This is a genomic window from Pelomonas sp. KK5 (assembly GCF_001984095.1).
Taxonomy (GTDB): Bacteria; Pseudomonadota; Gammaproteobacteria; order Burkholderiales; family Burkholderiaceae_C; genus KK5.
The window spans coordinates 1-12543 of record NZ_LYVQ01000033.1 but is presented as its reverse complement, the minus strand read 5'-3'; the positions used below and the strand labels follow the sequence as shown (position 1 = coordinate 12543).

Sequence of the window (12543 nt, the reverse complement as noted above, 5' to 3'; positions counted from 1 at the left end):
ATCCTCAACTGACCACCCGCAGCAAGCCACGAAGAGGGCGCTGCACCCACGGAGACAAGCATGACCCCCACCGTGACCGCCGAGCGTCCTGCAGACGCCGCCACGTCCTCGCCCTCTTCTTCTTCCCAGACGGCCTCCGCCGCGCGCACGAAGAAGCGCTTCGGCATCCTCGCCATGCTCTTCATGGTGACGACGATCAACTACGCCGATCGCGCCACGCTGGCCATCACCGGCCCGGTGCTGTCCAAGGAGCTGGGCATCGACTCGGTGGCCATGGGCTACATCTTCTCGGCCTTCGGCTGGTCCTACGTGCTGGCGCAACTGCCGGGCGGCTGGCTGCTGGACCGCTTCGGCTCCAAGCGCGTGTACGCCTGGAGCATCGCGCTGTGGTCGGTGTTCACACTGCTGCAGGGCGGCATCACCTTCGTCACCGCGACGGCGGGCTCGGCGGTGGTGGCGCTGTTCGCGCTGCGGCTGCTGGTCGGCGCCGGCGAGGCGCCCTCCTTCCCGGCCAACGGCCGCATCGTCGCCTCCTGGTTCCCGGCCAACGAGCGCGGCACCGCCTCGGCCATCTTCAACTCCGCGCAGTACTTCGCCACCGTGCTGTTCTCGCCGCTGATGGCCTGGATCACGCACACCTGGGGCTGGCATGCGGTGTTCGCCTTCATGGGCGTGCTGGGCCTGGCCTTCGCCTTCCTGTGGATGAAGACGATCTACAGCCCGGCCACGCACCCGACGATCAACGCGGCCGAGCTGGACTACATCAGCCAGGGCGGCGCGCTGGTCAATATGGACCAGGCCGCGGCCGCCAACACCAAGGCCGTCGGCGGCCCGCGCTGGAACTACATCGGCCAGTTGCTGTCCAGCCGCATGATGATGGGCGTGTACATCGGCCAGTACTGCATCACGACGCTGACCTACTTCTTCCTGACCTGGTTCCCGGTGTATCTCGTCAAGGAACGCGGCATGTCGATCCTGAACGCCGGCTTCGCTGCGGCAGCGCCGGCGATCTGCGGTTTTCTCGGCGGCGTGCTGGGCGGCATCATCTCGGACGCGCTGCTGCGCCGCGGCGCGTCCCTCACGCTGGCCCGCAAGACGCCGATCGTCATCGGCATGCTGCTGTCCACCTCGATGATCGCCTGCAACTACGTGAGCGACTCGACGCTGGTCGTCGCCATCATGGCGCTGGCCTTCTTCGGCAAGGGCCTGGGCGCCCTGGGCTGGGCGGTCGTGTCGGACACCTCGCCGAAGGAAATCTCGGGCCTCTCGGGTGCGCTGTTCAACACCTTCGGCAATACTGCAGCGATCACCACGCCCATCGTCATCGGCTACCTGATCAAGGGCAGCGGCAGCTTCGACGCGGCGCTGGTCTATGTGGCGGCCAACGCGCTGGTGGCAGTGTGCTGCTACCTGTTCGTCGTCGGCGAGATCAAGCGTTTCGAACTGAGGAAGTGAGGAGCACGTCATGCGTGAAAACCGACTCCGTCGAATCTGGGCGTCAGGCGGCGCCGTCGTCAATGGCTGGCTGGCCATCCCGAACGGCTTCTCCGCTGAGACCATGGCCCACCAGGGCTGGGACTCGCTGACCATCGACCTGCAGCACGGCATGGTCGACTACGCGACGATGCTGCCGATGCTGCAGGCCATCTCGACCACCGAGACCGTGCCGGTCGTGCGCGTGCCCTGGCTGGAGCCCGGCATCCTGATGAAGTCGCTGGACGCCGGCGCCTATGCGCTGATCTGCCCGATGGTCAACAGCCGGGCCGATGCCGAGAAGCTGGTCGCGTGGACCCACTACGCGCCGCAGGGCACAAGAAGCTTCGGCCCGATCCGCGCCACGCTGTACGGCGGGGCCGACTATCCGCTGCACGCGAACGAGCAGATCGTCGTCTTCGCGATGATCGAGACGGCGCAGGCGCTGGAGAACCTGGACGAGATCCTGTCGACGCCAGGCCTGGACGCGATCTACATCGGCCCCTCGGACCTCTCGATCGCGCTGGGCTGCAAGCCGAGCTTCGACGACCTGGAGCCCAAGGCAGCGCAGGCCGTGGAACACATCCTCGCGCGGGCCAAGGCCCACGGCGTCGTCGCCGGCATCCACAACGGCTCACCCGAGGCGGCACTCAAACGCATCGCCATGGGCTTCCAGTTCGTGACGGTCAGTTCGGACGCGCGGCTGATGGCGGCCGGCGCGCAGCAGGTGATGGCCGTGATGCGGGCCGGCCAGCCGGGCACCCCGAACAACGGCTACTGAAGAAGAGAAGGAGCGACATCATGAAAGTCGGATTCATCGGCCTGGGCATCATGGGCGCCCCGATGGCGCTGAACCTCGCCAACGCGGGCCACGAGCTGTACGTCAAGACCCGCAGCAAGCTGCCCGACAGCATCGCCGCCACCAGCGCACGGCCCTGCGCCGATGCCGCTGAAGTAACGCGCCATGCCGACGTCATCATCACGATGCTGCCGGACACGCCGGACGTCGAGCAGGTGCTGTTCGGCGAGGGCGGCGTGGCCGAGGGATTGAGCGCGGGCAAGGTCGTCATCGACATGAGCTCGATCTCCCCGATGGCCACCAAGGGCTTCGCCGCCAAGGTCAAGGCGCTGGGCGCCGACTACATCGACGCGCCGGTCTCCGGCGGCGAGGTGGGTGCAAAGGCCGCCTCGCTGACCATCATGTGCGGCGGTGACGAGGCCGTCTTCAACCGCGTGCTGCCGCTGCTGCAGGCAATGGGCAAGAACATCACGCTGGTGGGCGGCAACGGCGATGGCCAGACCACCAAGGTGGCCAACCAGATCATCGTGGCGCTGAACATCGCCGCCGTCAGCGAGGCGCTGGTCTTTGCCAGCAAGGCCGGCGCCGACCCGGCCAAGGTGCGCCAGGCGCTGATGGGCGGCTTCGCGGCCAGCCGCATCCTGGAGGTGCACGGCGAGCGGATGATCAAGCGCACCTTCAATCCCGGCTTCCGCATCGGGCTGCACCAGAAGGACCTGGGCCTGGCGCTGCAGGGCGCGCGCGAGCTGGGCGTCGCGCTGCCGCAGACAGCCGGCGCCGCGCAGCTGATGCAGGTCTGCGCGGCCAACGACATGGCCGAGCTCGACCACTCGGCGCTGGTCAGGGCGCTGGAGCTGATGGCCGGGCACGAACTGGGTTGACGGCGAAGCGCCGGGTGGGCGCCTGGCGGTCGAGCGCTACTCCGCCGGTCGCACGGCCTTGTCGTTGGCGAGCTTGATCACGCCTTTGCGACTCAGGCTGGCAAGCACGTTGGTGAGCATGCCGTCCACCCATTCGGCATCGACACGGTTCGTCTTGAGAATGCCCCATTTCGAATCCACGCCGACGCCGCCCCACACCTCCACGCGGCAAGGCAGGGCAGGACGGTCGGGGCCGCCGTTGATCAGCTCGACCGCATACGTCACGGAGCCCGCCTTGGGGTAGAGCGGCTTCTGCTGCCACTTGGCGTACTTGATCGGACGAAGGAGCAGCGCGGGGCGTGCCGGATCCAGCGTCCCCAGGTCCACGGCGGATCCCGGCGCAGGCGCAGGAAGGACGGTCACCTGCCCCTCCAGTCCGTTGGCCTTCAGGACCTTGGGCGCGCGCTCCTGCGCCAGCGGCTCGATCTGGTCGAGCTTCCATGCCGACCAGTGTTCATCCGGCGCCTCTTCGACCAGGCCGGGCTTCTTGAAATTGGTCGTGATGTATATGAGGTCGAGCGACTTGAGCGGCGCCAATTCGGGACTGGTGCCCGCTGAGGACGCGGCCTCGGCTCGGCAGGTCTCGCTCAGTCCGCCATCCGATGCCCACGCCGGCACCAGTGCCGTGAAGCCCAGGCCGAACCCGAGACCAGCAGCACGGCAGATCGAAAGACGCGACATCGTCATCAAGGGTCTCCGGTTCAAAGCAGTTGCAGAGGAAGAAACGTGGCGGGGATCTCGTCGCCCTTTCCGTCTCGCGGCGCCAGGCCTCGCAAGGAGAGGTGTCCATCGCGATCGAGCCCGCGCAGCAGGTCACCGGCAAGCCGCTCGGCTTGTTGCGGTGCCAGCACGAGCTTGGGCTCTTCGAGCACGCGAGGCCTTGCCTGGAAGGCCGCCGCCAACTTGCCTTGCCACACCAGGCTCCGCGCCTGCGCGTCCCACAGCACTGCTTCATAGCGCACGTAGCGCACGCCGCCATAGGACTGCTCATACTGCCGCGTCAGCACCAGCGCATGGTCGGGCCCGCCTTCCGGCTGCGGTTCCGCATCCCAGGCCCGCATCAGCGCCTGCGCGTTGTCGAACGGGCGCGCCAGCACACCGACAGAGCGAACCTCCAGGCCACTGCGACCTAGCGTCGCCACAAAGGCCGTGCGAGCAGGCTCGGGCAAGGCGCCGCCATTGCCGTCCCAGACGTAAACGCGCAGCGAGTGCAAGGCCCGTCCACCGGGAGCGAGGTTGCGCGTCGGCGCCTGAGCGCAGGCGCACAGGGCCGCCGCCATCATCGAGACCAGGAGTCCACGTCGATTCATCATCATGCGGCGCGAGTCTGCCCAAGGGCCACAGCCCGTTCAAGGCCTGACGCCGACAGAAGCGCCGTGCCCGTGAGGAAATGGGCACTCGCTCGGCTTCCGGGTCTACGCCGGCCCGCGCCGCGAGAAAGCCAGCAGGCCCAGGAAGGTCAGCGCGCCGTTCAGCAGCAGCAGTTCCAGCCCGACCTCGTAGCCACCGAGCCAGCGGGCCGAGAAGCTCTCCAGCACCCAGCACAGCGCCGGCGCCGCCACGGCGACGAGCGGCGTCATCCCGTCCCGCACCGCCCGCTTCGTCAGGATGCCGAAGGCGAACATGCCGAGCAGCGGGCCGTAGGTATAGGCCGCCAGCTTGAGGATCAGGCCAATCATGCTCGGGTTGGCGATCCAGTGGAACAGCAGGACCATCGCCAGGAACACGACGGCGAAGGACAGGTGTACCCGCTGGCGCACGCGCACCTTGGTCGCTTCGTCCCAGTCGCTGCGGCGCTGCAGGCCCAGCAGGTCGATGCAGAAGCTCGATGTGAGCGCCGTGATCGCGCCGTCGGCGCTGGGGAACAGCGCCGAGATCAGCGCCAGCACGAAGACGATCTGCACCCAGCCCGGCAGGTGCTGCATGACGACGGCGACGAACAGGTGGTCGCCCTTCTCGCTCATGCCGGCCTGCGCCGCGAACAGCGACAGCAGGCCGCCCAGGAACAGGAACAGCGCGACCACGCCGACCATGATGATCGCCAGCGTCACCACGTTCTTCTGCGCGCCGCCGACCGTCTTCACCGAGATGTTCTTCTGCATCATCTCCTGGTCCAGGCCGGTCATCGCGACGGCGATCGCGGCGCCGGCGAGCAACTGCTTGAGCCAGAAGAGGCGGCTGTCGGGGTCGCTGACCCAGACCTTGGACAGCCCGCTGGCCTGCATCGCATCGAGCGCCTGCGGCACGCCATAGCCGAGATGGTTCATCAGGAAGACGACGCAGATCAGCAGCCCGGCCAGCATGCCCGCCGTCTGCAGCGTGTCCGTCCAGACGATGGTCTTCACCCCGCCCTCGTAGGTGTAGAACAGGATCATCGCCAGGATCACGGCCGTGGTGAGCCAGAACGGGATGCCCATCGCCGACAGCGCCGCATCCTGCAGCACGCCGACAACCAGGTACAGCCGCGCCGTGGCACCGAGCGTGCGTGAGACGATGAAGAAGCCCGCGCCGGTGCGGTAGCTCTTCGGCCCGAGGCGGCGGCCCAGGTAGTCGTAGATCGAGCTGAGCTGCAGGCGGTAGAACAGCGGCAGCAGCACGAAGGCGATCAGCAGATAGCCGAAGAACTGGCCGATGATGATCTGCAGGTAGCTGAAGGCCGTGAGGCCCACGGCGCCCGGCACGCTGATGAAGGTCACGCCTGACAGCGAGGTGCCGATCATGCCGAAGGCCACCAGCATCCAGTGGCTGTCGCGGTTGCCGACAAAGAAGCTCTCGCTGTTCGCGCCTTTCGATTTCCAGTGCGCCATGCCCAGCAGCAGCAGGAAGTAGGCGGCGATGAAGACGAGCAGCAGGATGGGACTCATGGGCAATCGACGAAATGGAATGGGCGCCAGCAGGCCCCTTGACCCGGCTGGCGCCCCGAATGGTCCGCAGACCGCCCGGAATCAGAACTTCATGCGCAGGGCGAGGAAGTACTGCCGGCCGTTCTGGTGGAAATAGCCGGTGGCATTTTCGGTGATGTAGTAGGTGTGGCGGATCGGATCGTTGAGGTTGTTGCCGTCGAAATGGACGCTCAAATTGGGCGTGATCTTGTAGCCCAGCGACAGCGAGACCGCACCGTAGCCGGCGTATTGGTTCAGGCCGTTGTACTGCGTGGGCACGCCGTTGGCATCGCGCAGGATCGTGTTGGTGCCGTCGCCCAGCAGCGCATAGCCGTAGGAGCTGCGGTAGTTCCAGGCGAGGCTGGCGCTGAACTTGTCGTCCTCGTAGTAGCCGCGCAGGTTGTAGGTGTTCTTCGAGGTGCCCAGCAGCGGCACGCCGTCCACGTCCTTCGAGTCCACGTAGGTGTAGTTGGCGCCGACGCCGAAGCCGCCGGCGATCGGCAGCTCCACCGCGGCCTCGAGGCCGTTGATCGTGGCCTTCACGCCCTTGCGCGAGGTCACCGTGTAGCTGGTGACCTTGCCCTGCGTGATATTGAAGAAGTCCACCTGCGAGGTGCCTGCCTTCACGTAGTTCTGCACCCGCTGCGTGAACACGCCGCCGCTGAGCATCGCGCGCGGCGCGAAGTACCAGGCGAAGGTCAGGTCGCCGTTGGTGGAGGTGATCGGCTTCAGGTTCGGGTTGCCGCTGGAGCCGGTGGCGCGGATGTCATCGAGGATCACGGCGCCGGCCAGCTCGTTGTAGTTGGCACGGCCGAGGCTGCGGGTCAGCGCGGCGCGGGCCACCACGTCCTTGCTGACATCCCAGCGCAGGTTCAGGCTGGGCAGCCAGTCGCGCTGCTTGGCGTTGACCGTCTGCGGCACGTAGGTGCCCAGCCGCGAGCCGACGATGGCGCCGGGCACCGAGCAGGTCTGCAGCGCCGGGCAGGTCGTCGAGATGTTCTGGTAGGAGGTGGATTCGAGCTTGGTCTCGACATAGCGCAGGCCGACATTGCCGCCGACCTCCGGGCTCAGCTCGAACTCGCTCATCGCGTAGGCGGCCGTGTTGTCTTCCTTGATGTGGAAGCCGCTGGTCCAGTTGTGGTTGGCGGTGCGGTCCCAGTTGACGTTGGCCGCCGCCCAGGCCTGCAGCTGCGCGGTGTCGTAGCGGAAGAAGCTGCGCGGGATGTTGGCGTCACCGCCACTGAACCAGTTGGACGGATAGCTGGTGGCCGGCACCGGCTGCGCGGAGACCGGGATCGCGTTGCCCACCAGCACGCCGCCGTTGACGCTGGTGAACGGCGGGTTGGGGCCGCCGGCCTGGTCCTGGACGTTGTAGCGGCCTTCCCAGCGGTCATAGCTGCGCTCGTGCTGGGTATAGCGCACGCCGAACTTCAGCGCGGTGAACACCTTGAAATTGAGCTTCCATTCGCCGTCCACATGGCCGTAGCTCTCCTTGTCGATCGAGGTGACCGCCGGCGCCAGTGCCGTCATCAGCTGGAAGTTCGAGACATTGCCCTGGTCGATCGGCTTGCCCGCCGCATCGAGCACCGCGTAGGAGGCGGGCAAGCCGGCCGACTGCGAGAAGGTCATCTGCGCCGGGTTCATCAGGCCGAAGACCATCGAGGGCTCGGAGTTGGTCAGGCCCTCGCCCTTGGTGGAGCCGACGCGGCCCTTGAACGTCAGGTTGTCGGTCGCGGCCCACTTGCCGTCCAGGTCGAAGAACTGGCTGGTGGACTTGGCGCCCTGGCGCATGAAGTGGTCGAACTCCACGCCGACCGACTGCTTCGTCGTGGTGGCATTGCGCACCAGTTGGGCGCTGGTGATCACGTTGCCGTCGACCACCGGATTGACGATCTGGTAGTCGCCCGAAGTGGCCAGCAGATAGGGCTGGGCATAGGCCGAGCTGTTGTAGTTGTCGGCCTTGAGCTGGTCCTTGAAGGCGGTGAGGTTGAGCTCCACCGACTGGCTGGGCCGGAACTGCACGTCGAGGAAGCCGCCGCTGCGCTTGCGCACGCCCTCGAACATCGCCGCGTTGAAGCTGCTGCTCATGCGCTTGCCGGCCAGCTCCGGGTGGCCGGCGGCGGTGGCCTGCGCGGTGGACAGCACGTTGTAGCCGAACACCTCCTGGCCGTCGCGGCGCAGGTGGCGGTCTTCCTTGAAGGCCTGGACCAGCACGCCGAAGGTCTTGGCGTCGTTCTTCCAGGCGAACAGGCCGCTGACCTGCGGGTCGGTCTTGTTGGCCAGCGTGGCGTGCGCGGCACCGACCGATATTTCACCGTTCATTGACTTGGCGAAATCCAGCGGCCGGCGGGTGATGATGTCCACGCTGCCGGAGATGCCCCCCTCGGGCACGTCGGCCCGGCCGGTCTTGTAGACGATGGTCTGGCCGATCAGCTGCGAGGGCATCAGGCCGAAACCGACGCTGCGGCCCGAGCCGGCCTGGTCGCCCAGGTGCCAGTCGCCGGCAGAGAGCGAGTGGCCGTTGATCGTCACGAAGTTCAGGTTCGGGCTGGTGCCGCGGATGGCCACCCGCTCGGCCTCGTCCATCGCCAGCGCACCGCCGTACTGCACGTTCACGCCGGGCAGGCGGGAGAGCGCGTCGGCGATGTTCTTGTCGGGCATCTTGCCCACGTCCTCGGCCGAGACCGCCTCGATGTTGGTGTCGGCATTGCGCTTGGTGGCCATCGACTTCTCGATGGACGCGCGGATGCCGGTCACGGTCACCGTCTCGAGCATCTTGCCGGCGTCATCGGCCGCCCGGGCGGGTGCGAGGTGAAGCAGGCACAGGCTGGCCACGGCGGCGGCCAGCGGGGTCGGTCTGAAGTTCATGCGCGGTCTCTCCGTTGTGTCTGAAGGCCCGGGCACGAATGGCCCGTTTAAGGTCGGACCTTTTGTATACCTATCGATCGCGCTGCGCAACACTGCTTAGACAAGCAGCAACACTCTGGAAGTAGCCTAAATGAGGATGAAATTGGCCAGATGCCCCTGGTTATCAGGGATTCCCGCTTTTCGATCGGTATAAACCCCGTTTGACGCGCCTTCCGCGTCCATACCAACTCCAGACCAAGCGATTCAGCGGCTGACGCTGATCTCGAAACGGTAGCGGTCCGCGCGGTACAGGGACTTGGCGTACTCGATCACCTCGCCGGTGGTCGAGGTGCTGGTGCGTTCGATCAGCAGGGCCGGGAAGAAGGGCGGCACGGCCAGCAACTCCGCCTCCTCGCGGCTCAGCACCGTGGCCTGGATCTGCTGGCGCGCGCCGCGCAGCTGCAGGCCGTACTGGCGCTCCAGCAACTCGTACAGCGAGCCCTGCTCCAGGCTGGCGGGGTCGAAGCCGGGCACGCGCTCGGCAGCGAAGCAGGAGGTCTCCAGCGCCATCGGCTCCTGGTTGGCCAGGCGCAGCCGGCGCACCTCCAGCACGGCCGAGCCCGGCATCACCATCAGCCGCTGAGCCAGCTTGGCGCCGGCCTGCAGCGTGCGGAAGGACAGCAGCCGGCTGGACGGCTGCAAGCCGCGCTGGCGCATCTCCTCCGAGAAGGACATCAGCCGCGCCTCCTTGACCACCGGCTGCGTGGTGACGAAGGTGCCGGCGCCCTGGCGGCGGTGCAGCACGCCCTCCTCCTCCAGCTCGCGCAGGCAGTGGCGCAGCGTCTCGCGGGCCACCTCGAAGCGCTCGCTGAGCTCGCGCTCGGTGGGCAGGCGCGAGCCGGGCGACTGCTGGGCGATCAAGCTCAGCAGGCCCTGGCGCAGCCGTTCGCGCTTGTCGGTGCGCGGCTGGGCGGGATCGGGCACTGAAGGGTGGCGGGCAGCCATGCGGCAAGTCTAGCGCAAGGAACAGACCATTCCCGGACCAAATCCGGGGACGCCAATCGCCTCCATCAAAGCGACTAAACTTCGGCCCCAGCCTTTGCGACGACAAAGCCCTCCGACCGAGGGCTTTGTTCATTTCTGCGCCCCGACGCTCACCGCCCCATGACCCAAGCCCCGGACTTCGCCGACCACACGCCCGTGATGCAGCAGTACCTGCGCCTCAAGGCGCAGCAGCCGGACACGCTGGTCTTCTTCCGCATGGGCGACTTCTACGAGGTCTTCTACGACGACGCGCGCAAGTGCAATGCGCTGCTGGACATCACCATCACCACGCGCGGCCAGAGCGCCGGCCAGCCGGTGGTGATGGCCGGCGTGCCGGTGCATGCGCTGGAGTCTTACCTGGCCAAGCTGATCAAGCTGGGCGAGGCGGTGGCGATCGCCGAGCAGGTGGGCGACGTGGCGACGAGCAAGGGCCCGGTCGAGCGCAAGATCGTCCGCGTGGTGACGCCGGGCACGGTCACCGACGGCGAGCTGCTGGACGAGAAGCAGGACTCGGTGCTGCTGGCGGTGGTCAGTCAAGGCAAGCAGTTAGGACTGGCCTGGCTGTCGCTGACCCAGGGCACGCTGGGCCTGGGTGAATGCGCGGAGCGCGAGCTGCCTTCATGGCTGGCGCGCTTGAACCCGGCCGAGGTGCTGGTGGACCGCGAGAAGCAGCCGGCCGCCGTGCTGGCCGCCCGGGCGCCGATCACCAACCGGCCGAGCTGGCAGTTCGACAGCACGCTGGGCGCGCGCAAGCTCTGCGAGCAACTCGGCGTCGCCAGCCTGCAAGGCTTCAATGCGCAGGAGCTGACCGCCGCGCAGGCCGCCGCCGCTGCCTTGCTCAGCTATGCCGAGCACACCCAGGGCCGGGCGCTGGCCCACGTCAAGAGCCTCACCGTCCAGCGCGCCAGCGAGCTGCTGGACCTGCCGCCGGCCACGCAGCGCAACCTGGAACTGACGGTCACGTTGCGCGGCGAGACCGAGCCGACGCTGCTCTCGCTGCTCGACAGCTGCCGCACCGGCATGGGCAGCCGCACGCTGCGCCAGTGGCTGCTGCACCCCAAGCGCGCCCGCAGCGAGGCGAGCTTCCGCCACGACGCGATCGCCGCGCTGATCGCCATCAGCCCCGAGCCGCTGCGCGAGGCACTGCGCCATGTGAGCGACGTCGAGCGCATCGCCGCCCGCATCGCGCTGCGCCAGGTGCGCCCGCGCGAGCTGACCGGCCTGCGCGCCACGCTGCAGACGATGCCGGACCTGCGCGAGACGCTGCCCAGCGACGGCGGCCTGATCGAGCACCTGGCCGAGAGCCTCGCGCCCTCCCCGCACATCGAGGAGTTGCTGACCCGCGCCATCGCCGAGGAACCCGCCGTGCTGATGCGCGACGGCGGCGTGATCGCCGACGGCTTCGATGCCGAGCTGGACGAGCTGCGCGGCATCCAGAACAACTGCGACGCCTTCCTGCTCGACCTGGAGACCCGCGAGCGCGCCCGCACCGGCATCGCCAACCTGCGAGTGCAGTTCAACAAGGTCCACGGCTTCTACATCGAGGTCACGCAGGGCCAGGTGGACAAGGTGCCGATGGACTACCAGCGCCGCCAGACGCTGAAGAACGCCGAGCGCTACATCACGCCGGAGCTGAAGACCTTCGAGGACAAGGCGCTGTCGGCCAACGAGCGGGCGCTGGCGCGCGAGAAGTACCTGTACGAGCTGGTGATCGACCAGCTGCTGGAAGAGCTGGGCGCGCTGACCGCTCTGGGCCGGGCGCTGGCCAGCCTCGACGCGCTGGCCGCGCTGGCCGAGCGGGCGGCGACGCTCAACTGGTGCCGGCCGGAGTTCGTCGGCCATCCGGCGATCGACATCGTCGCGGGCCGCCACCCGGTCGTCGAGGCGCGTCTGCGCGAGACCGCGGGCGCCGAGTTCATGGCCAACGATTGCCGGCTCGACGCGCGCACGAAGATGCTGGTCATCACCGGCCCGAACATGGGCGGCAAATCGACCTTCATGCGCCAGGTGGCGCTGATCTCGCTGCTCGCCGCCATGGGCTCGTACGTGCCGGCCGAGAGCTGCCGCCTCGGGCCGGTGGATGCGATCCATACGCGCATCGGCGCCGCGGACGACCTGGCCAATGCGCAATCCACCTTCATGCTGGAGATGACCGAGGGCGCGGCCATCCTGCACGGCGCCACCGAGCACTCGCTGGTGCTGATGGACGAGATCGGGCGCGGCACCTCGACCTTCGACGGCCTGGCGCTCGCATCGGCCATCGCCAGCCACCTGCACGACAAGACCCGCGCCTTCACGCTGTTCGCCACGCACTACTTCGAGCTGACCGAGTTCCCGGGCAAGCATCCGCAGGCAGTGAACTGCCATGTGTCGGCGGTGGAGAGCGGCGAGGACATCGTCTTCCTGCACGAGATCCAGCCCGGGCCGGCGAGCCGCAGCTACGGCGTGCAGGTGGCGCGGCTGGCGGGCATGCCGGCCTCGCTGGTGCGCCAGGCGCGGGCGACGCTGGAAGCGCTGGAGGCCAAGGCCGCGGCCGGCGATGCGCAGATCGACCTGTTCGCCGCGCCACCGTCGGCGC

At 67.7% G+C, this 12543-nt stretch carries 9 protein-coding genes; 4 read left to right on the top strand and 5 right to left on the bottom strand.

Annotated elements, in window-relative coordinates:
• Positions 1-60 precede the first annotated feature (60 nt).
• From B0W88_RS07200 to B0W88_RS07190, 3 genes are read left to right on the top strand one after another with little or no spacing between them, the layout of a single operon-like run.
• The gene (locus B0W88_RS07200) at positions 61-1455 is read left to right on the top strand and encodes an MFS transporter (RefSeq protein WP_077033982.1); all 1395 of its coding nucleotides are present in this window, start codon (positions 61-63) and stop codon (positions 1453-1455) included.
• Positions 1456-1465: 10 nt separating this feature from the next.
• Positions 1466-2254 carry an HpcH/HpaI aldolase/citrate lyase family protein gene (locus B0W88_RS07195; RefSeq protein WP_077033981.1) on the top strand — a complete coding sequence of 263 codons (789 nt, stop codon included), beginning with the start codon at positions 1466-1468 and terminating at the stop codon, positions 2252-2254.
• 20 nt (positions 2255-2274) lie between these two features.
• The gene (locus tag B0W88_RS07190) at positions 2275-3153 is read left to right on the top strand and encodes a 2-hydroxy-3-oxopropionate reductase (protein ID WP_198937794.1); all 879 of its coding nucleotides are present in this window, start codon (positions 2275-2277) and stop codon (positions 3151-3153) included.
• A gap of 36 nt (positions 3154-3189) precedes the next feature.
• Here the strand turns inward: B0W88_RS07190 and B0W88_RS07185 are convergent, their stop codons facing one another.
• The 5 genes from B0W88_RS07185 to B0W88_RS07165 form a co-directional block, all read right to left on the bottom strand.
• Positions 3190-3879, bottom strand: coding sequence for a hypothetical protein (locus B0W88_RS07185; RefSeq protein WP_144006656.1), 690 nt, complete (start codon positions 3877-3879; stop codon positions 3190-3192).
• Between the two features lie 14 nt (positions 3880-3893).
• A complete protein-coding gene (locus B0W88_RS07180) occupies positions 3894-4508 on the bottom strand; it encodes a hypothetical protein (RefSeq protein ID WP_077033979.1) in 615 nt (204 codons plus the stop codon).
• A gap of 99 nt (positions 4509-4607) precedes the next feature.
• The gene (locus B0W88_RS07175) at positions 4608-6056 is read right to left on the bottom strand and encodes a sodium:solute symporter (protein WP_077033978.1); all 1449 of its coding nucleotides are present in this window, start codon (positions 6054-6056) and stop codon (positions 4608-4610) included.
• An 81-nt stretch (positions 6057-6137) separates the two neighbouring features.
• On the bottom strand, positions 6138-8942 hold the full coding sequence (locus B0W88_RS07170; protein ID WP_077033977.1) for a TonB-dependent receptor: 2805 nt from the start codon (positions 8940-8942) through the stop codon (positions 6138-6140).
• A 243-nt stretch (positions 8943-9185) separates the two neighbouring features.
• Positions 9186-9926 (bottom strand): GntR family transcriptional regulator, encoded by a 741-nt coding sequence (locus tag B0W88_RS07165; RefSeq protein WP_083748631.1) that lies wholly within the window; start codon positions 9924-9926, stop codon positions 9186-9188.
• 159 nt (positions 9927-10085) lie between these two features.
• On the opposite strand from B0W88_RS07165, the gene mutS reads away from it, so the two are divergent.
• The coding region (gene mutS / locus B0W88_RS07160; RefSeq protein ID WP_077033976.1) for a DNA mismatch repair protein MutS at positions 10086-12543 on the top strand (2458 nt) is incomplete at its 3' end.